Origin of the sequence: Pseudacidovorax sp. (assembly GCF_017991995.1) — a bacterium.
Classification (GTDB): domain Bacteria; phylum Pseudomonadota; class Gammaproteobacteria; order Burkholderiales; family Burkholderiaceae_C; genus Xenophilus.
The window spans coordinates 14,182-34,477 of sequence record NZ_JAGOPN010000025.1; the positions used below are offsets into that span (position 1 = coordinate 14,182).

The following is a 20,296-nucleotide window of genomic DNA, read 5'->3' on the forward strand; positions in this document are numbered from 1 at the left end:
CTTGCAGGCACCCGTGGCCGACCCCCTGACATTCCAGGCTCCCGTTGCGTGGCTTTCTCGGGTTGACGACATCATGCGCAGCTCTTCGAGGGTTCAAGGCGTCAGCGCGGCGCCATGCGGAGGGCCCCATCCACGCGGATGGACTCAGCGTTCATGTAGCCGCAAGTGACCAGAAACTCGACGGCCTGCGCGAATTCATCGGGGTCGCCCAAACGCTTGGGAAAGGGCACGCTGGCCGCCAGCGCCTGCTTGACGTTGTCCGGCAGGGCCAGCAGCAAGGGGGTGCCGAAGATCCCCGGCAGGATGGTGTTGACGCGAACGCCTTCGTCCATCAGGTCGCGTGCGATCGGCAAGGTCATGCCCATGACGGCGGCCTTGCTGGCGGCATAGCTGGCCTGGCCGACCTGGCCGTCCACCGCAGCGGCCGAAGCGGTGTTGACCACGACGCCGCGGTCGCCGTCGGCCAGCGGTTCCAGCGCCAGCATGCCCGCCGTCGATTTGGCAATGCAGCGGAACGTGCCCACCAGGTTGATCTGCACGATGCGGTTGAAGCGATCCACCGCACTCGGGCGGATCTCGCCCGTTTTCCGGTCGCGACTGACGGTCTTGACGGCGTCGGCCGTGCCGGCGCAGTTGACCAGAATGCGTTCCTGCCCGATCGCGGCACGGGCTTTGGCGAAGGCCGCGTCCACCTGCTCCTCGGACGTCACGTCCACGTTGCAGTAAACACCGCCAAGCTCGCTGGCCAACGCCTGGCCGACGGCTTCGTTCATGTCGAAGATGGCGACCTTGACGCCATGGCTGGCCAAACGCCGGGCCGTGGCGGCCCCCAGGCCGGAAGCCCCCCCGGTGATGACGGCAGAAATGTCGGAATTGAGTTGCATGGTTTTTCCTTGAAGATGACAGACAGGCGTTATTGGCCGGTGAATTTGGGGGTGCGCTTGCCCAGGAATGCCGCTTGCCCTTCGAGGTTGTCGGCCGAACGCAAAGCGACAACGAAATTGCGCTTCTCATGCTCCAGGCCCTGCGCGAGCGGGGTTTCAAAGCTGGCCAGGGCCGCATCTTTCGCCAGCGCCACGGCCAGCGGCGAATTGGCCGCAATCCGGCAGGCCATCGCCAGCGCCGTCGGCAGGGCCTGGCCATCAGCCGTCACTTCGGCGACGATGCCAACGTCGCATGCCTTGCGGGCGTCCATGAAATCGCCGGTCAGCAGCAGCGCCATGGCCTTGGACTTGCCGATGGCGTGAACCAGGCGCTGGGTGCCGCCGGCACCGGGAATGGCGCCCAGCTTGACTTCCGGCACGCCGAACTTGGCGGACTCGCCAGCAATCACGATGTCGCAGGCCAGCGCCAGTTCCATGCCGCCGCCCAGCGCGACCTTTTCCACCGCCGCGATGACGGGCTTGGGGAAGCGCCCCAGCGCCGCAAAAAAGTCCCAGCCCGTTGCCGAGCGGTCGCCCAGCAGCGGCGCGGCACGCAGCACTTCAAAGGCCGTGATGTCGGCGCCCGCGCAAAACACGTCCTCGGCGCCGGTGATGATGACGGCTCGCACGGCATCGTCGTCGCGCAGTTGCGCAAGCTGCGCGCGCAGGCCATCGAATACCGCGCGGTTCAGGCTGTTCTTCGCACGCGGGCGGTTGATGGTCAGGGTGACGACGGCGCCGTCACGGCTCACGAGCACTTCACTGGCTTCGCTCATGGTGGCCCCGCTCATGCAAGCCGCTCGATGATGGTGGTGTTGGCCGTGCCCGAAGCCTCGCAGATGGTCTGCAGGCCATAGCGGCCGCCCCGGCGCTCCAGTTCATACAGCAGGTCGGTGAGCATGCGCGCGCCGGTGGAGCCCAGCGGATGGCCGATGGCCATCGAGCCGCCATTGACGTTGAGGCGGTCGTCCGGGATGCCGAACTCCTGCTGGAACATCAGCGGTACGCCGCCGAAAGCCTCGTTGACCTCGAACAGGTCGATGTCGTTGATGGTCAGGCCCGATTCCTTCAGTGCCTTGCGGGTGGAGTCGAGCACGGCGGTGAACTGGATCACCGGGTCGGCGGCGGCCACTGCCGTGCTGACGAAGCGCGCACGCGGCTTCAGGCCATGCTTCTTGGCATAGGCGCGGCTGGCGATCAGCAGCGCGGCGGCACCATCGCTGACCTGCGACGAGTTGCCGGCGGTGGTGGTGCCGTTGGCGGCAAACACGGCTTTCAGCGTGGCCATCTTTTCGGGGTCGGGGTTGGCGCGCACGCCCTCGTCGGCGGCGACGACCGGACTGTTCGGGTCGGCCGGGTCCTCGGTCAGATGCACCAGTTGGTCCTTGATGCGACCGGCCTGAATCGCCTCGGTGGCGCGCTTATGGCTCCGCACTGCGGAGGCATCCAGGGTTTCACGCGTGAGGCCGAAGCGCGTGTTCAGCAACTCCGACGAAACGCCTTGCGGTATCAGCGGGTTGTCCTGGTAGCGCGCCAGTTCGCGCGGGCTGTATTGCGAACCGAGCGGCGCGCCGGGCTTGAACGACGGCGGCAGTGGCGCCTGCGACATCGACTCCACCCCCCCGCCGATGGCCAACTGGTAGGCACCCGCCTGGATGCCATGCACGGCAAAACTCACCGCCTGCTGGCCCGAGCCGCATTGCCGATCGACCGTCACCGCCGGCACGGATTCGGGCAGCCCCGCCGCCAATACGGCATGTCGGCCCAGGTTGCCGTGCTGCTGGTCCCACTGCAGCACGCAGCCGATGATCACGTCGTCCAGATCGGCGGGGTTGACGCCGGACCGCTCGACCAACTGGCGCAGCGTCTCGGCCATCAGATCGACGGGATGCCACTTGTGCAGGCGCCCGCCGCGCTTGCCCACGGGGGTGCGCAGCGCACCGACGATAACGGGTTCATGGTCATTCATCTGGTTCTCCTGTGTAAGAAACTGGGTGTCACGCAAAGTGGCGTTCAGGCGGCGTAGCGCTCTGCCTGCTCGACGCGGATGCGCTTCTTGTCGATCTTGCCGACGCTGGTCTTGGGGATGGTCTCGACGAACAGGATCTGATCCGGCAACTGCCACTTTGCGAAGGCGCTGGTCAGGTGTTCCTGCAATTGCTCCTGGGTCGCCTGCTGGCCGGGCCTCAGCACCACCAGGGCCAGCGGCCGCTCCTGCCACTTCGGATGCGGAACCCCGACCACCGCGGCGTCGCGCACGGCCGGGTGGCCCATGAGCAGGTTTTCCATGTCGATGGAAGAGATCCATTCGCCACCGCTCTTGATCACGTCCTTGATGCGGTCGGTAACCTTGAGGTAGCCGTTCTCGTCCACCGTGCCGACATCGCCCGAGCGCCACCAGCCGCCCTCCAGGAAGCGATCGCCCGAATCGGGCATGTCGTGGTAACTGGTCGTGATCCAGGGGCCGCGCAGGCAAATCTCGCCGGCCGACTGGCCGTCGTGCGGCAGATCCTGGTCGTTGGCATCGAGGATGCGGATGTCCACGCCGGTCAGGACCAGGCCCTGCTTGCGCTTGAGATTCCACCGCTCGTCCTGAGTCAAGCGCTTCCTCAACGTGGGCTTGAGGCGGTTGACGGTCACCAGCGTCGTGGCTTCGGTGGCGCCGTAGCCGTGCACCACCTCGGCACCCGTGAGTTCGTGGAAGCCGATCATCATCGACAGCGGCGGCTCGCTCGCGCCGGACAGCATGCGCATGCGGCTGAAGTCCGGCTTGACCGGCAGCGTCTCGATGTACTGCAGCATCGGTTGGAAGATGGCCGGTGCGCCGTTGGTGATGGTCACGCCCTCGGCAATCATGGTGTCGACCAGCGGCTTGGTGTCCTCGGCAGCGTAGCGTCCCGGCAGCACGATCTTGTCGGCCAGCAGCGTGGCGGCCTGTGGTAAGCCCCAGCACTGCCCGTGGAACATGGGCGTGATGAGCATGACGCAGTCGTCCAGCGTCATGCCCATGTTGGTGGCCATGCCCGTGGAGTGCAGGTAGATGCCGCGGTGCGAGTAGTACACGCCCTTGGGTTTGCCCGTGGTGCCGGTGGTGTAGCAGGCGCTGTAAGCCGAGGTTTCGTCGATCTCGGGCCAGTCGATCTTGGCATCAGCAGCGGCCAGCAGGTCTTCGTAGTGCAGCAGCGGTTTCAGCGTGGTCTTGATCTGGTCCAGCGGCTTGTCGGTCATCACGATCCAGCCCTTGATCTGGGGCGAGTTCGCTGCGACGGATTCGGCGATCGGCAGCAAGGACTCGTCCACGCAAACGTAAGACACCTTGCTGTGGCCGACCACGTAGCCCAGGTCCTCGGCGCCCAGGCGCAGATTCATCTGCAGCATGACCGCGCCCAGGCCGGGGATGGACCAGTACAGCTCGAAGTGGCGCCGGCTGTTCCAGTCCAGCACACCGACGCGGTCGCCCGGCTCGACACCGAGCGCGCGCAGCGCATTGGCGCTGCGGCAGACGCGCGCGTAGCAGTCGGCATAGGTGTAGCGATCCCAGCCGCCATCGGGTGTGCGGTAGACGATCTCCTGGTCCCCGTGGGTGCGCGCGGCGTGCCGGATCAGCGTCGTGGTGTTGAGCTGGCGTTCGTTGCCCGTGGTGGACGGGCAGCCGCGGATGGGCTGGGTGGTGCTGGTCATTTTCTGGTCTCCTAAGTAATTGCGTTGAGTGCCTGGAACCGTGGGGCCGGGGCCGCCTCGATGGCGCCGGAGGGGGTGGTCTGGTAGATACCCCGTGCCGCGTTGTGCGGATGCCGCGCCGCCTCGGCCAGGCTGAGCACGGGCGCGAAGCAGGCGTCGCTGCCTTCGAGCAACGCGCACCAGTGCGCCCTGGGTTGGCTGCGGATGAGGGCCGCAATGCGCTCCTTCAGCGCTGGCCACGTCGTCGTGTCGTACTGGTCGGCAGGGTTCACGTCCGTCAGGCCCAGCTTCGACAGCAGCAGTGCGTGGAACGCGGGCTCCACCACCGCGAGGCTGATGAAGCCGCCGTCGGCACAGGCGTACACGTCATAGAACGGCGAATCGTGAAACGGGCTCGGCTTCGTGCCGTCGATCTGCCCATTGGCGCGAATCCAATGCACCAGCGTGCCCATCATGGCCACGATGTCGATGATGGCGGCATCCACGACCCGGCCGCGGCCACTGCCCCTACCGTTACCGCGCGCATCGACCAGCGCGCAGGCGACACCGAAGGCCATGCCCAGCGCCCCGGCCGCGTCCCCGAGCACCGAGGGCGGCACGATGGGCATCTGCCCCTTGCGGGCCGACAGCGACAGCAGGCCCGTCAGCGCCACGTAGTTCAGGTCGTGGCCAGCGGCCCGGGAGAGCGGGCCGTCCTGGCCCCAGCCCGTCATCCGGCCATAGACCAGCTTGGGGTTGCGCGCCGCGCATTCGGCGGGGCCGAACCCCAGCCGTTCCATCACGCCGGGGCGAAAGCCTTCGATCAGAACGTCGGACTGGCCGATCAGATCCAGGGCGCGCGCCTTGCCGCCGGGCGACTTCAGGTCGGTGATCTCGACCGTCTTGCCCCGGTGCAGCGGGTTGGCCGCCGCCCCGCCCAGCGGCTGCGCCCCGGCGGCCTGCTCGGCCCGTGTCAGCGCAATCACCTCGGCACCCATGTCGGCCAGCATCATGGCGGCCAGCGGGCCCGGCCCGATCCCTTCGAACTCCACCACACGGACGCCGTGCAGTGGCTTTTGCAGCATGTGCGAGGCGTTCACAGCTTCCTCGCAATCAGTTCTTTCATGACCTCGTTCGCGCCGCCGTAGATCTTCTGCACGCGCGAGGTGGTGTACATGCGCGCGATCGGGTATTCGTACATGTAGCCGTAGCCGCCGAACATCTGCAGGCACTCGTCCACCACGCGGCACTGCTGCTCGCTGCACCACCACTTGGCCATGTACGCGGCTTCGGCGTCGAGCTTTCCGTCCAGCAGCCGCTGGATGCAGTCGTTGACGAAGGTGCGCACCACGTGAGCGGTGGTGGCGATCTCGGCCAGCTTGTGGCGCGTGGTCTGCATCTCGAACAGCGGTGCGCCGAAAATCTTGCGCTCCTTCGTGTATTCGACGGTGAGTTCCAGGGCCCGGTCGATGATGGCCGCCGCAGGCACGGCGATGGTCATGCGTTCGTAGGGCAACTGGCCCATCAACTGCTTGAAACCAAGCCCTTCGACGCCCCCCAGGACTTGATCGACCGGCACGCGCACCCCGTCGAAGAAGAGTTCGGCGGTGTCCGACGCATGCAGGCCGATCTTGTCGAGCAGGCGGCCCACGCGGAACCCTGGCAGGTTCTCGGTCTCCACCACGATCAGCGAAAGGCCTCGGCTGCCCGCCTCGCCGGTGCGTGCGACCACAATCAGCAGATTGCAGGTGTAGCCGTTGGTGATGAAGGTCTTGGCACCGTCGATCACGTAGTGGTCGCCATCACGGCGCGCGCGGGTGGCGATGGCCTTGAGGTCCGTCCCGCAGCCGGGTTCGGTCATCGCAATGCCGAGCAGCATCTCGCCGCTGCTCAGCTTGGGCAGCCAGCGCTGCTTCTGCTCCTCGGTGCCGTAGTCCATGATGTAGTGCGCAGCGATGCTGTTCACCTGGACGTTGTTGGGCATTTCCGCTCTGGTCAACTCATCCTGTACCACCAGCTGGTAGGCAATGCTGGCCCCGGTGCCGCCGTAGGCTTCGGGCATTTCGGGCAGCATGAACCCCATCTCGCCGAAGGGCCGCCAGGTCTCGCGCGGGACGTAGCCCTGTTCGCGCCAAGCGGGCAGGTGCGGAGCCATCTCGGCGGCGATGTAGCGGCGCACCTGGTCGCGAAAGGTCTCGATGTCGCTGTCCATCCAGGGTTGACGGTGCAATTGCGGCAGCATGGGAGCGCTCCTCAGAAGGTTTGTACGATGAAGGTTTGAAAACTTGGCCAGCGATGCGGCCCCGGGTCATGCCCGCATACCCACAACGGGGCGGGCGAAGCGTCGAATCTCTGCGTTCTCAGTCTGTCCAGGGCATATGGTCGGCATTCAGCCCGTGCGCGTCTTGCCCGCCAGTGCATGGCAAGTTGACTTTGCGTGTGCAAGGGAAAGCCCGGCTGACTCGACCGGGCCGATGGCGGAGCCGTGAGCAGTCATGCCGCGTGCATCGCTGGGCGACACTCCAAAGCGTTGTTTGAATGCGCGGCAGAAATGGCTGGTGGAGTTGAAGCCCCAGTGAAAGGCGATCGCCGAGACCTGCAGATGCCGGCAGACCGGGTCAACGAGTGTCCGCCAGCACGCTTGCAATCGGCTTTCCAGGATGTGGCCGACCACCGTGGTATCGCCCTGCGCAAACAGCGCATGAAGGTAACGCAGTGAAATACCGTGCGCCGCGGCGATGCGTGCCGGACTCAGGTCATCCTCTTGAAAATGCTGGGCGATGTAGGCAAGTACTCGTTCGCGCAACGCGGCCATGGCCGTGAATCGAGTGGCGCTCTCCGGCTCTGGCAGCGCAATGTCCAGAAGCCCGATCACCGTGCGGCAAAGGGCGACGTGGGCGGAGGGCGGCACGGCGCCGATCTCCTTTGCCAACCCCATCAGGTGTTGGCTGAGCAGTGAGCCCACGCCTGTGTGACTGTCAATGCGGCAGGCTGCGGGCGGCTGCTTGCGGCCCGGTAGATGCTCGCGCATGAGCTGCCAGGGAATCATCAACGACACGCTGTGGGTTCGTTCCAGCACCTCATAGTCTTGCCGCTGATCGGTACGCCAGAGGAACATGTCGCCCTCGCAGATTGGCGTGTCCCACTGCTGCAACTGTACTCGGCCGCTCAGGTTCAGCTGCAGCCCCAGGCAGAACTCATCGTCGAATGACGAATGTCCAGGAGGAGACTGCTCGACGCAAGCACCGGTCACGGTGCATACCAAGGAGGCTCCGGCGAGTTCGTGTCGCCGCAACTTCGCCTGGAATGCAGCAGGCTTCGCCGGGGAGGAAAGACTCCAGCGCTGGAAGGAGTCCTTGAGGATCGCTTCCGTCGCATCTATCCTGCCCTCGATGGGCGCATGGTCGATGGACCATTCCATGGGTGACTGTTGCAGCACTTGTCGTCTCCTGAATCTGCCCCCAGACGCCGCAGCCCATCGGGACCGGAGCGTCGACACCGTGGCGTGCTTTCGTGCGGCGCTCAGGGTACCCAAGGCATACAGGCAATCGTAGGCAGCGGTGCTTGGCGCGGCAATGACGGATGGTCTCGATCAACTGACAAGGCACCTCTTTCGACGGATGGGGGAGCGAGGCAACCCCGCAGCCGAGCGGCCCTGCGCTAACCTCCCGGCATCGACGGCGAACTGAAGATGCAAGGAGACGATGATGGATCTGGGTGCAATGCTGGCAGGCAAGCGGGTGCTGGTCACGGGGGCCTCGTCGGGCCTGGGCGAGAACTTCGCTCGGCTGGCTGCTGGTTGCAAGGCCAAGGTAGTGATTGGGGCGCGGCGCAAGGCGCGGCTCGACAAACTCGCCCAGGAACTCGAAAAGCTCGGTTCGCCTCAGGTCACGGTGCTGGAAATGGATGTGGCTTCCGAGCAGTCCATCGACGACGCCTTCGCCGAGATAGACGCCTCGGGCACCATCCTCGACGTGGTGGTTAACAACGCCGGGGCTTCCAACGACGCCTTGTCGCTCACGCTGCCTGCGTCCGACTTCGACTCGCTGATGGAGACCAACGTGCGCGGCGTGTGGCTGGTGGCCGCGCGTGCCGCGCAGCGCTGGGTGGATGCGGGGCGGGGAGGCTCAGTCATCAACATCGCATCGATCCTGGGCGAACGCGTGATGCCGGGCGCCATGCTGTATGCCACGTCCAAGGCTGCAGTCGTGCACATGACCAAGAGCCTGGCGCTCGAATGGGCGCGCCACGGCATTCGCGTCAATGCCATCGAGCCGGGCTACATCGACACCGAGATGACCGATGCCATGTGGGATACCGACCATGGCAAGGCGCTTATCAAGCGCATCCCGATGCGCCGCCTGGGTAAGCCGGAGGAGCTCAACGGTCTGTTCCTGCTGTTCGCGACCGAGGCCGGGTCGTGGATGACCGGCGCCTGCGTGCCAGTGGATGGCGGGCATCTGTGCTCGTCGCTTTGAGTGCGACCGCGTCGAAGCAGCGCTACGTTTTTTGGGTGCGCGAACGATAGACGCCTGGCGTGCTGCCGGTCCATGACTTGAAGGCCCGCTGGAAGGCGGTGCCGTCGGCGAACCCCAACTCGGCGGCGATGGCGCTCAGCGCGGCATCGGTGCTGGTCAACCGAACGATCGCCATGTCGCGCCGTAACTCGTCCTTCAGCACCTGAAAGGACTTGCCCTCCACGGCCAGATGCCGCTGCAGTGCGCTGACCGACATGTGCAAGCGCTGCGCGGCGACAGTCAGATCGGGCCACTCCGGGCACGCTTGCTGCAATAGCGCGCGCACCCGCGCGCTGGCTGTCCGCTCGATTAGACGCGGGCCGATCAGGTTGCCCGGTGTGGCACGCAAAAAGGTCTGGAGCGCGGCGGTGTCACGGCGCATCGGCTGCGTGAATGCGGATGCCTCGAACCAGACCGCCGACCGCGCCTGCCCGAACCGCAACGTGCCCGAGAAGATTTGGGCATAGTCTGCGGCACGCGGCGGTGGCTCGAAGGCAAAATCGAGCCCTCTGGGCACCAGTCGGCCGCCGTGCAGCCATACCAGCAGACGCCAGAAAACGCGCAACAGCAGCCCGTGCAGGAAGTCTGAATGTTTGCCCAGGGCGTGGCGCACGTCCAGAGCAGCACCCTTGAGCAAGCCATCAGAGACGGGCACAAGCGCCACGTCGTCCTGCAGCAGGGCGAAGGATGCACTCACGCGCTGCAAGGCGGCTGCCAGCGTCTTGGCCCCGAGCGTAGAGCGAGCCATCAGCGCAAAGCTGCCGCAGCGCAACGGCCGACCGTGTAGATGGCCTAGGCATTCGTCGTCCAAGCTGTTCTTCACGGCACTGAAGAGTGCGATGTATTGCTCTATGGTCACACGCGACTGCTCCAGATGCAGCAGCGACTCGGCGATGCGGGCCTGCGCCAGAACGCCATCCAGCCAGGACTCGGTGGCCAGTCCTTTGCTGCGCGCGCCGTCGAGCAGGCCATGCACGGCAAAAACAGGAACAGTGACGACGGGTTTCAACATGGTCAAAGGGAGCAACGATAGCTGGCGCTGAATCCGAAATTACACCAAGAAAACGGCCCGCTAACGATGTAGCGTCCGGCTGCGGTCAACCGGATTTTGCCTTGTGCATACAAAGTCAACTCGCCATGCACTGGCGGGCAAGACGCGTATGTGCCGAGTGCCCAGAATACCGCTTGGTAGCACACCCAGGGACGACCCGTGGACGTTCGGCATCGATGCATTCGCATGAATGCTTCTTCGGCAACGGCATGTCGGTGTGCTCACCCGAATAGCCCAGCAACCAGGAGAGAGTGAATGTCTGTCTGCGCCGTGCCTTTGCGCAACATGCTGATTGATGCGGTGATGCGCGAACGTCGTTCCGTGCGCGCCTTTCTGCCGACCCCGGTGTCGCAAGAAGCGGTGGCCCAGATTCTGTCGGTGGCAGCCAGCGCGCCCAGTGGCACCAACACCCAGCCGTGGCATGTCATTGCCGTGGCGGGCGAGGCGAGGAAGCGCCTATGCGACCGTGTATTGCACGCCTTTCACCATGAAGAGGGAGAGCACCAGTCCGAATACGACATCTACCCGGCCGAGTTCTTCGAGCCCTACCTGACCAGGCGGCGTCGGTGCGGTTTCGCTCTTTATGCCGCAGTCGGAATCTCCAAGGGAGATACGGATGCCATGCGCGCTCAACATGCACGCAACTTTGCCTTCTTCGATGCGCCGGTCGGTTTGATCTTCACCTTGGACCGGCGCATGGTGCAGAGCAGTTGGGTGGACTACGGGATGTTCTTACAGAACATCATGCTGGCGGCCCGCGCACGAGGCCTGGATACCTGTTCGCAGATGGCGTGGACCCTTTACCCGCGCCTTCTGGCTGAAGCCCTGCAAATCCCGGACGGGCAGATGGTCCTGTGCGGCATGGCACTGGGCTATGCCGACCCGGCGGCCGTGGTGAACCGCGTGCGCACCGAGCGTGAGCCGGTCGAGAACTTCACACGCTTCAGCGGCTTCTAGAAATCTTGTCATACCAACTAATCGCGTCGTAAGCCGCCTGAGAAATTCAGCCGCCCTGAAGCGGTTGATCGACCGGGCCTTGTCCTGGTGGGTAGGGTCATGCATGGATGAATGCCCTATGGGGCAGACGGGTTGAACCCACAAAGAGGAGTAAGCAATGTCTACCTACGCCGCGCCCTTGCGCGACATGCTGTTCACGATGAAGGAAGTCGGAGGCCTGGATGCGATCTGTGCCCAGCCGGGCCATGAAGAAACCACGCCCGACCTGGTCGAGGCCATCCTGCAGGAGGCTGCCCACTACGCCACCGGCGTGCTTGATCCGCTGAACCGCACCGGCGACGTGCAGGGCGCGCGCTGGCACGACGGCCAGGTCACGCCAGCCGATGGCTTTCGCGAAGCCTGGGCCAGCTTCTGCGAGAACGGCTGGAACGGCATGCCCGCTGCCACCGAATGGGGCGGCCAGGGCCTGCCCACGCTGGTGTCCACAGCCGTGCTGGAGATGTGGAAGTCGTCCAACCTCGCGTTCAGCCTGTGCCAGATGCTCACGCTGGGCGCGGTGGAAGCCATTGCGCACCATGGCAGCGACGCACTCAAGCGCCGCTTCCTGGAGCCCATGGTCGCGGGCCGCTGGACCGGCACCATGAACCTCACCGAGCCCCAAGCAGGCTCCGACTTGGCCGCGCTGCGCAGTCGCGCCGTGCCCGAAGGCGACCATTACCGCGTCAGCGGAAACAAGATCTTCATCACCTGGGGCGAGCACGACATGGCCGAGAACATCGTCCACCTCGTGCTGGCGCGCCTGCCCGATGCACCGCCCGGCGTGAAAGGCATCTCGCTGTTCCTGTGCCCGAAGTACCTGGTCAACGACGACGGCTCCCTGGGCGAACGCAACGACCTGGCCTGCACCTCCATCGAGCACAAGATGGGCATCCACGGCAGCCCCACGGCGTCGATGAGCTTTGGCGACTGCGGGGGCGCGATCGGCTACCTGGTCGGCGAGCCGAACCAGGGGCTGGCCTGCATGTTCACGATGATGAACCATGCGCGGCTGAACGTCGGCCTTGAAGGCGTGGGCATCGCCGAGCGCGCCTACCAGCGCGCACGCGCCTACGCGCTGGAGCGGGTGCAGGGCAAGCCACTGCTCAGCGGCAGCACCACCATCGCCGGCCACCCGGACGTGCGGCGCATGCTGATGGACATGAAGGCCCGCACCGAGGCCATGCGCGCATTGGCCTATTTCTGCGCCGGCCAGATGGACCGCGCCGCAGGCCACGCCGACGCGCAAGAGCGCGAGCAGGCGCTGGCCCTGGTCGGCCTGCTGATCCCGGTGGTCAAGGGCTGGTGCACCGACAGCGCACAGGGCATCACGTCCGATGGTGTGCAGGTGCATGGCGGCATGGGTTACGTCGAGGAAACCGGCGCCTCACAGCACTTGCGCGACGCGCGCATCACGACCATCTACGAAGGCACGACGGGCATCCAGGCCAACGACCTGATTGGCCGCAAGCTGGCGCGCGAGGGCGGGCGCACGCTGAAGGCACTGCTGGGCCGCATCGACGGCGATGCGCGCCGGTTGGCCGAGATGCCCGATGCCGCGCTGGCGCAGATCGGCGGCGTGTTAGCGGCTTCGGCGCGTGCGCTGGGGGACGCGGCCGACTGGCTGCTGGCCCACGACGACCAACCCGCGCAGTGCGCGGCGGGCGCCGTGCCCTTCTTGCGGCTGGCGGGCACGGTGATCGGCGGCTGGCTGTCGGCGCGCATGGCCGAAGCCGCCACTGCGCAACTCGCGGCGAGATCTGGCGATGCGGGCTTTCTCGGCGCCAAGCGTGCCACGGCCAGCCACTACGCAGCGCATGTCCTAGTGCAGGCGCCGATGTTGCGCGACATCGTCACGGGCGGCGCCGCCAGCACGCTGGCCCTGGCGGATGATCAACTCTGAATGATCCTGAAAGGAAACCCTCCCATGAAAATCCTGGTTCCCGTCAAGCGGGTGGTTGACTACAACGTCAAGGTCCGCGTCCAGAGCGATGGCAGCGGCGTGGACATCGCCAATGTCAAAATGAGCATGAACCCCTTCGACGAGATTGCCGTCGAAGAGGCTGTGCGGCTCAAGGAGAAAGGCGCGGCAACGGAGATCGTCGCCGTCTCGTGCGGCGTGTCCCAATGCCAGGAGACGCTGCGCACCGCCATGGCCATCGGTGCCGACCGCGGCATCCTGGTCGAGACCAATGAAGAACTGCAGCCGCTGGCCGTGGCTAAGCTGCTCAAGGCCCTGATCGACAATGAACAGCCCGGCCTCGTGATCCTGGGCAAGCAGGCCATCGACGACGACTGCAACCAGACCGGCCAGATGCTGGCGGCGCTGGCCGACCTGCCGCAAGCCACCTTCGCCTCCAAGGTCGAGATCGCCGGCGACAAGGCAGCCGTGACCCGCGAAGTGGACGGCGGCCTGGAAACCCTCAGCCTTACGCTGCCCGCCGTCATCACCGCCGACCTGCGCCTGAACGAGCCGCGCTACGTCACGCTGCCCAACATCATGAAGGCCAAGAAAAAGCCGCTGGACACCGTCAAGCCCGAAGACCTCGGCGTGGACGTGGCCCCGCGCCTGAAGACCTTGAAGGTCAGCGAACCCGCCAAGCGCGGCGCCGGCGTGAAGGTGGCCGACGTGGCCGCCCTGGTCGAGAAACTCAAGAACGAAGCGAAGGTGATCTGACATGACCGTACTCGTAATCGCTGAACACGACAACGCGACCATCAAGGGCGCGACGCTCAACACCGTGACGGCCGCCGCAGCCTGCGGCGGCGACGTGCACGTGCTGGTGGCCGGCCACAACGCCGGCGCTGCCGCACAGCAAGCCAGCCAGATCGCCGGCGTTGCCAAGGTCATCCACGCCGACGGCGCCAGCCTGGCCCACGGCCTCGCCGAGAACGTGGCCGCCCAGGTGCTGGCACTCCATGGCAGTGGTGCCGGCAACTACAGCCACATCCTGTTCCCCGCCACCGCCAGCGGCAAGAACGTGGCCCCGCGCGTGGCTGCCAAGCTCGACGTCGCCCAGATCAGCGACATCACCAAGGTCATCTCCGCCGATACCTTCGAGCGCCCCATCTACGCCGGCAACGCCATCGCCACCGTGCAGTCTGCTGATGCCGTGAAGGTCATCACCGTGCGCACCACCGGCTTTGACGCCGCCGCCGCCACGGGTGGCAGCGCCGCTGTCGAAACCGCTGCTGCGGCCGCCGACGCTGGCAAGAGCAGCTACGTGGGCAGCGAGATCGCCAAGAGCGACCGCCCCGAACTCACCGCCGCCAAGATCATCGTGTCTGGTGGCCGTGCGCTGGGCAGCAAGGAAAAGTTCGACGAAGTCATCACCCCCCTGGCCGACAAGCTGGGCGCTGCCATCGGCGCCAGCCGTGCTGCCGTGGATGCGGGCTACGCCCCCAACGACCTGCAAGTGGGCCAGACGGGCAAGATCGTCGCGCCGCAGTTGTACATTGCCGCCGGCATCTCGGGCGCCATCCAGCACCTGGCCGGCATGAAGGACTCCAAGGTGATCGTGGCGATCAACAAGGACCCCGAGGCCCCGATCTTCAGCGTGGCCGACTACGGGCTGGAGGCGGACCTTTTCGCAGTTGTGCCGGAATTCGTCAAGGCCTTTTAAATTGGATGAGATACACCATGGAGCTTCGGCATTTACGTTGCTTTATAGCGGTGGCCGAAGAACTTCACTTCGGCCGCGCAGCGGAAAAGCTGCACATCGATCAGTCCCCTTTGTCGCGCACCATCAAGGAGATAGAGGAAGAGCTCGGGGCGCAACTGTTCACGCGAACCACGCGAAGCACCCGCCTGACCTTTGCCGGAATGGCATTCCTGGAGCGGGTGCCGCGAATCTTCGAAGCTCTGAAACAGGCGTGTGACGGCGTCAAGTCCGCCGCCAGTGGGTTTCAGCGACAGTTGCGCATCGCTTTGTCCGATGGCATCACGCCCTCGCGAATGCCGACGCTGCTGGCACAGTGCCGAGCGGAAGATCCAGAGATTGATGTTCGGCTATTTGAGGTGCCGTTGGATCAACAGATCAAGGGTCTGCACGATGACCTGTATGACGTCGGCTTTTCGATGGCCGAAGAGGTGGGCGACGGCATTGTGGTCAGGCCTGCATGGGAAGACGAACTGATGGTGGCGGTCCCAGCTCGCCATCCTGTTCTGGCCCACAAGCACGTGCCGTTGGAAGAAGTGTTGCGCTATCCGCTGGCGCTATGCGATCCGGCGATATGCGAAGGCCATGCACGCCAAGTTGATCGCGTTTTGCAGCGCTACGAGCAACAGCCACTGATCGCCCAGCGCGTGGCGTCCTATGAGGTGATGATGACCTTGGTCTCAGCCGGATTGGCGCTCGGTTTGGCGGGCGCCGCGCACATTGCATCCGGCCGTGGGCCAGGTGTTGTGGCCCGGCGCTTGGCGGGCAAGCCGCAGATGCTGGCCACGTATCTGCTGCACCGTGACGTGGAGCCCTCCGAAATGCTGGCCCGGTTCATCGAACGAGTGGCCTCCATTGATTCGGCGGATGGCTCCAGCGCCGCCGAGGACTCCTGATCCACCTGCTGAAAGGACCCAAGCCATGACCCGATTCCTGCCGCTGCTGATGGTTGCCGCACTGACGGGCTGTGGACCATCCCAACCGACGGAAACCGTGGACTTCCTCGTTGCCCATCCCGAGCGCCTCAAAGAAGTCCAGCGCCTGTGCAAGGAAGACCGCGCGAAGGCAGGAGAAGAACTCTGCCGCCGTGCGGCCGAAGCCGCCAACCGGCGTTTCTTCGGCGATCGGCCGGAACAGCAATCCAAATAGCGCCCCGCGCCGTCGCCTGGCCGCGACAGAGTTCTTGCTGTTACCTCATCACGCCGCAGCGCGCTCGCGCATGCGGCATTTTTATTGCCTTCGCCACAGCAAGAAGTCTGGCCATTTTGGCCTGAATCCCCGCTATAACGGTCTTTGACCGACCTGCACGCTCGCCTTGATCCTCGGCACTACGGCATGTCCCTGTGCCGTAGCGGGAGGTTGGCCAATGCAAGGAACGAACGTGCTGTTCGGTCAGATTGCCGTTGTCTTCGGCATCGTGATCGCTGGCGTATGGAGCGCCACGCAATGGACAGCAGCGGCGCTGGGCTACCAGCTACGCCTGGGTTCGCCCTGGTTCGATTTCCTCGGCACGCCGGTCTATCACCCCTGGCGCCTGTTCGAGTGGTGGTTCTTCTTCGACGCCTACGCGCCGCATGTATTCGACGTGGGCGGTGCCATTGCCGCAGGCAGCGGCCTGATCGCGGTGGTGGTTGCCATCGGCATGTCGATCTGGCGCTCGCGCCAGTCCAAGCTGGTCACGACCTACGGCACGGCGCGCTGGGCCAACGCGGAGGACATTCACAAGGCGGGCCTTGACCAGCCTGCAGGCGTGTTCCTCGGCCTGCATCGGCAGCAGTACCTGCGGCACGAGGGCCCGGAACATGTCCTGACCTTCGCGCCCACGCGCTCAGGCAAGGGCGTGGGCCTGGTGGTGCCAACGCTTCTTTCTTGGCCAGCGTCTGCCGTCATCCACGACATCAAGGGCGAGAACTGGAGCATCACCGCAGGTTGGCGTTCGCGCTTCTCGCATTGCCTGCTGTTCAATCCGACGGACAGCAAGTCGGCGGCCTACAACCCGCTGCTGGAAGTCCGGCGCGGCGCGCATGAGGTGCGCGACGTGCAGAACATCGCGGACATCCTGGTCGATCCCGATGGCGCGCTGGAGAAGCGCAACCACTGGGAGAAGACTTCGCACGCATTGCTGGTCGGGGCCATTCTGCATGTGCTCTACGCGGGCGAAGACAAGACGCTGCGCGGTGTCGCCAACTTCCTCAGCGACCCGGCTTGTCCCTTTGAGCTGACGCTGCATCGGATGATGACCACATCGCATCTCGGCGATGGCCCGCATCCGGTCGTTTCCTCGGCGGCGCGCGAAGTGCTCAACAAATCGGACAACGAACGCTCGGGCGTGTTGTCCACGGCCATGTCGTTCCTCGGCCTCTACCGCGACCCGACGGTGGCCGAAGTCACCTCGCGCTGCGACTGGCGCATTGCCGACCTGATCGCGGCCGAGCATCCGGGGTCGCTGTACCTGGTGGTGCCGCCTTCGGACATTTCGCGGACGAAGCCGCTGATCCGCCTGATCCTCAACCAGATCGGCCGGCGCCTCACCGAATCACTCGATGGCAGCGACGGCATCGAGCGTCGTCACAAGCTGCTGCTGATGCTCGATGAGTTTCCGGCACTCGGACGCCTCGACTTCTTCGAGACGGCGTTGGCCTTCATGGCTGGCTATGGCATCCGCAGCTTCCTCATCGCGCAGTCGCTCAACCAGATCGACAAAGCCTACGGCCAGAACCATTCGATCCTGGACAACTGCCATGTGCGCGTGACGTTCGCCACCAACGATGAGCGCACCGCCAAACGGATCTCCGAGACGCTCGGCACTGCGACCGAGCTGCGCGCGCAGCGCAACTACGCGGGCCACCGGCTCGCGCCGTGGCTCGGGCACTTGATGGTGTCGCGCCAGGAAACCGCGCGCCCGCTGTTGACGCCGGGCGAAGTCATGCAGCTTCCGCCCGACGAAGCAGTGGTGATGGTGTCCAGCGTGGCGCCGATCAAGGCCAAGAAGCTGCGCTACTACGCGGACAGCAATTTCAAGCGGCGCGTGTTGCCGCCGCCCGCGCTGGCGAGCGAGCGATACGCCGACGCGCCGCCATCGCGTCCCGACGACTGGAGCGGACTGGCGATTCCCGCCGCACCGGCCGCGGCGTCCGCTGATGGCCTGGAGAACTTGGGTTCGACCGACGACGGTGGTCCGCGCCGTCAGCCCGAGCTTTCCGAAACCGTCGCCTACGACCCCGAGCAGGCCGCACCCGTGGCCGACCTTGGCCTGCTCGATGACGACGACATGCCGCTTCCCCTCCCGCGCCGGTTCGATCCGGCCCTGCAACGCACGGCCCGGCTGGCTTCCCTCGACCCTGACGACGGAATCGACCTATGACCCAGCACCGCCTCAATGTGTTCATTCAGCCGGAGCACAGCAAACGGCTCGACGAACTGGCCGCCACCAAAGGCGTATCGAAGTCCAGCATCGTCGCGGCGGCACTCGCATCGTGGCTGTCGCCCGATGCCGCCGACCAGCGGGAGGCGGCCATTGCCAAACGGTTGGATCGGCTGTCGCGCCACGCCGAGCGCATGGAGCGCGACCAGAACATTCAGATCGAGACGCTGGCGCTGTTCATCCGCTACTTCCTCACGGTCAGCACACCCGTGCCCGAAGCACATCAGGACGCCGCTCGCGCCCAGGGCAAGGCCCGCTTCGAGCAGTTCGTGGAGCAGTTGGGCCGCCACCTGCTGCGTGGGCGCAGTCTGGTGCGCGACGTGGTGGAGGAACTGCATCCCGACCCTTCGCGCATGGGTGAAGTGCAGGAGCGTACGTCATGAGTACCACGCCTTCTTCCTTCACCGCCGTTTCGCTAGATCGCCGCATCCAGATGTTGCGCACAGCGATGGGGCCGCTGATCGCCGCTGCGCTCGAAGACCCGGACGTGGTGGAAATCATGCTCAACCCCGACCGGACGCTCTGGGTGGATCGGCTTTCCACGGGCCGCGCGCCGATGGGCGTGGAGCTGTCCGAAGCGGACGGTGAACGCATTATTCGGCTCGTGGCGGCCCATGTCGGTGCCGAGGTGCATCGGGGCCAGCCGCTGTTGACGGCGGAGCTGCCCGAGACGGGCGAACGCTTCGAGGGCATCTTGCCGCCGGCCGCGCCGGGGCCTGCCTTCGCACTGCGCAAGCGCGCCTTTGGCGTGATCCCGCTGTCGCGCTACATCGAGGATGGAATGATGACCGCCGCGCAGGCGGGCTTGCTGGTGCGTGCAGTGCGCGAGCGCAAGAACATTCTGATCGCAGGTGGCACTAGCACCGGCAAGACCACGCTCGCCAATGCCTTGCTTTCCGAGATCGCCGCCACCGGCGACCGCGTGCTGGTGCTCGAAGACACGGTGGAGCTGCAATGCGCGGCCCGCGACCACGTGCCGCTGCGCACACGCGCGGGCGTGGTGTCCATGACCGAGCTGGTGCGCTCGTCCATGCGCCTTCGGCCGGATCGCGTGATCGTCGGCGAAGTGCGCGGCGCCGAGGCGCTGGATCTCATCAAGGTGTGGGGCACCGGCCATCCGGGCGGCATCGCCACGATCCACGCCGGCTCCGCGCTGGGCGCACTGCTGCGCCTGGAGCAACTGATTCTCGAAGTGGCGGTGAACCCGCCCCGTGCGCTGATCGCGGAAGCGGTCAACGTGGTCATCCACATCGCCGGGCGCGGACGCAAGCGCCGCATCGAGAGCATCGCTCGCGTCGTCGGCTTCGATGGCGTTGGGTATCACCTGGCGGACGCGCTGGAGGCTCCATTCCCGGAGTTGCTGCCGCAGTCCGACTTTTCCCCCCCTGTCCCCTGACCACTCTGGAGAACTGCCATGACGCAGATGATCGTTCCTGCTTTCCGTTTTTCCGCGTATCCGCTTCCTCGGCCACCGCGGCTGGATAGCCTGGCTCGCCCGGCCATGCAGGGCTTGATGCTCGCGGCGCTGATGCTGCTGCTTGCGGGCGCGGCTCAGGCCGCCGGTTCGTCGATGCCGTGGGAAGGCCCGCTGCAATCCATCCTGGAGTCGATCCAGGGACCTGTGGCCCGGATCATCGCGGTCATCATCATCATTGCCACGGGCCTGGCGCTGGCCTTCGGCGATACCTCGGGCGGCTTCCGCAAGCTGATCCAGATCGTCTTTGGCCTATCGATCGCGTTCGCGGCTTCGAGCTTCTTCCTGTCGTTCTTCAGCTTCTCCGGTGGGGCCGTCGTATGAACGGCCCGCACGATGGGATGCCTGGCTTCGAGGTGCCGCTGCATCGGTCTTTGACCGAGCCGATTCTGATGGGCGGTGCCCCGCGCACCGTGGCCATCACCAACGGCACCTTGGCCGCTGCCGTGGGCCTGGGCTTGCAGATGTGGATTCCGGGCGTGGTGCTCTGGATCGTCGGCCATGCGCTGGCGGTCTGGGGCGCTCGTGTCGATCCGCAGTTCATGCAGGTCTTCGCCCGCCACATCAAGCACCGGCCGCTGCTGGACGTGTGAGG

19 protein-coding genes and 1 pseudogene are annotated in these 20,296 nt (G+C 65.5%); 12 read left to right on the forward strand and 8 right to left on the reverse strand.

Annotated elements, in window-relative coordinates; translation table 11 throughout:
• Nucleotides 1-101 precede the first annotated feature (101 nt).
• From KBC94_RS26035 to KBC94_RS26065, 7 genes are all read right to left on the reverse strand, one after another.
• A complete protein-coding gene (locus KBC94_RS26035; protein ID WP_026062537.1) occupies nt 102-884 on the reverse strand; it encodes an SDR family NAD(P)-dependent oxidoreductase in 783 nt (260 codons plus the stop codon).
• Between the two features lie 29 nt (nt 885-913).
• Nucleotides 914-1,714, reverse strand: a complete 801-nt coding sequence (locus tag KBC94_RS26040; RefSeq protein ID WP_017405989.1) for an enoyl-CoA hydratase-related protein — start codon at nt 1,712-1,714, stop codon at nt 914-916.
• Complete coding sequence (locus KBC94_RS26045) at nt 1,711-2,892, reverse strand: thiolase family protein (protein ID WP_017405988.1); 1,182 nt, start codon at nt 2,890-2,892, stop codon at nt 1,711-1,713. Before KBC94_RS26045 ends, KBC94_RS26040 begins: the two co-directional genes overlap by 4 nt.
• Before the next feature lie 44 nt (nt 2,893-2,936).
• Nucleotides 2,937-4,604 (reverse strand): long-chain fatty acid--CoA ligase, encoded by a 1,668-nt coding sequence (locus KBC94_RS26050; protein ID WP_017405987.1) that lies wholly within the window; start codon nt 4,602-4,604, stop codon nt 2,937-2,939.
• Between the two features lie 11 nt (nt 4,605-4,615).
• Complete coding sequence (locus tag KBC94_RS26055) at nt 4,616-5,668, reverse strand: CaiB/BaiF CoA-transferase family protein (RefSeq protein WP_035884637.1); 1,053 nt, start codon at nt 5,666-5,668, stop codon at nt 4,616-4,618.
• 11 nt (nt 5,669-5,679) lie between these two features.
• Complete coding sequence (locus KBC94_RS26060; protein WP_016452528.1) at nt 5,680-6,825, reverse strand: acyl-CoA dehydrogenase family protein; 1,146 nt, start codon at nt 6,823-6,825, stop codon at nt 5,680-5,682.
• Nucleotides 6,826-6,972: 147 nt separating this feature from the next.
• Nucleotides 6,973-8,004: a helix-turn-helix domain-containing protein gene (locus KBC94_RS26065; protein ID WP_017405984.1), complete on the reverse strand. Its 1,032-nt coding sequence runs from the start codon at nt 8,002-8,004 to the stop codon at nt 6,973-6,975.
• A gap of 286 nt (nt 8,005-8,290) precedes the next feature.
• Between KBC94_RS26065 and KBC94_RS26070 the strand changes: the two genes are divergently transcribed.
• Nucleotides 8,291-9,061 carry an SDR family oxidoreductase gene (locus KBC94_RS26070; protein ID WP_026062536.1) on the forward strand — a complete coding sequence of 257 codons (771 nt, stop codon included), beginning with the start codon at nt 8,291-8,293 and terminating at the stop codon, nt 9,059-9,061.
• A gap of 22 nt (nt 9,062-9,083) precedes the next feature.
• Here KBC94_RS26070 and KBC94_RS26075 read toward each other — a convergent pair whose 3' ends face one another.
• Nucleotides 9,084-10,112, reverse strand: a complete 1,029-nt coding sequence (locus KBC94_RS26075) for an AraC family transcriptional regulator (protein WP_016452525.1) — start codon at nt 10,110-10,112, stop codon at nt 9,084-9,086.
• A 294-nt stretch (nt 10,113-10,406) separates the two neighbouring features.
• Here KBC94_RS26075 and KBC94_RS26080 point away from each other — a divergent pair, with 294 nt between their 5' ends.
• The 11 genes and pseudogenes from KBC94_RS26080 (at nt 10,407) to KBC94_RS26130 (ending at nt 20,294) form a co-directional block, all read left to right on the forward strand.
• Entirely contained in the window at nt 10,407-11,108 is a 702-nt protein-coding gene (locus tag KBC94_RS26080) for a nitroreductase (RefSeq protein ID WP_016452524.1), read from the forward strand.
• 157 nt (nt 11,109-11,265) lie between these two features.
• Nucleotides 11,266-13,047 carry an acyl-CoA dehydrogenase gene (locus KBC94_RS26085; protein ID WP_016452523.1) on the forward strand — a complete coding sequence of 594 codons (1,782 nt, stop codon included), beginning with the start codon at nt 11,266-11,268 and terminating at the stop codon, nt 13,045-13,047.
• 24 nt (nt 13,048-13,071) lie between these two features.
• Nucleotides 13,072-13,821, forward strand: a complete 750-nt coding sequence (locus KBC94_RS26090) for an electron transfer flavoprotein subunit beta/FixA family protein (protein WP_035884627.1) — start codon at nt 13,072-13,074, stop codon at nt 13,819-13,821.
• Nucleotide 13,822: 1 nt separating this feature from the next.
• Nucleotides 13,823-14,767, forward strand: coding sequence for an FAD-binding protein (locus KBC94_RS26095; protein WP_026382503.1), 945 nt, complete (start codon nt 13,823-13,825; stop codon nt 14,765-14,767).
• Between the two features lie 17 nt (nt 14,768-14,784).
• Nucleotides 14,785-15,699: a LysR family transcriptional regulator gene (locus tag KBC94_RS26100; protein WP_016452520.1), complete on the forward strand. Its 915-nt coding sequence runs from the start codon at nt 14,785-14,787 to the stop codon at nt 15,697-15,699.
• 25 nt (nt 15,700-15,724) lie between these two features.
• Complete coding sequence (locus KBC94_RS26105; RefSeq protein ID WP_016452519.1) at nt 15,725-15,952, forward strand: EexN family lipoprotein; 228 nt, start codon at nt 15,725-15,727, stop codon at nt 15,950-15,952.
• A 217-nt stretch (nt 15,953-16,169) separates the two neighbouring features.
• Nucleotides 16,170-18,167 (forward strand): conjugal transfer protein TraG, encoded by a 1,998-nt coding sequence (locus KBC94_RS26110; protein ID WP_035884626.1) that lies wholly within the window; start codon nt 16,170-16,172, stop codon nt 18,165-18,167.
• Nucleotides 18,164-18,610 (forward strand): CopG family transcriptional regulator, encoded by a 447-nt coding sequence (locus KBC94_RS26115; RefSeq protein ID WP_017407929.1) that lies wholly within the window; start codon nt 18,164-18,166, stop codon nt 18,608-18,610. The genes KBC94_RS26110 and KBC94_RS26115 overlap by 4 nt, the downstream gene beginning before the upstream one ends.
• Nucleotides 18,607-19,645: pseudogene (gene trbB / locus KBC94_RS26120) on the forward strand (P-type conjugative transfer ATPase TrbB). Before KBC94_RS26115 ends, trbB begins: the two are co-directional and overlap by 4 nt.
• Nucleotides 19,642-20,025, forward strand: a complete 384-nt coding sequence (locus tag KBC94_RS26125) for a TrbC/VirB2 family protein (RefSeq protein ID WP_035884625.1) — start codon at nt 19,642-19,644, stop codon at nt 20,023-20,025. The pseudogene trbB and the gene KBC94_RS26125 overlap by 4 nt, the downstream one beginning before the upstream one ends.
• The gene (locus KBC94_RS26130) at nt 20,022-20,294 is read left to right on the forward strand and encodes a VirB3 family type IV secretion system protein (protein WP_017407881.1); all 273 of its coding nucleotides are present in this window, start codon (nt 20,022-20,024) and stop codon (nt 20,292-20,294) included. Before KBC94_RS26125 ends, KBC94_RS26130 begins: the two co-directional genes overlap by 4 nt.
• Nucleotides 20,295-20,296 lie beyond the last annotated feature (2 nt).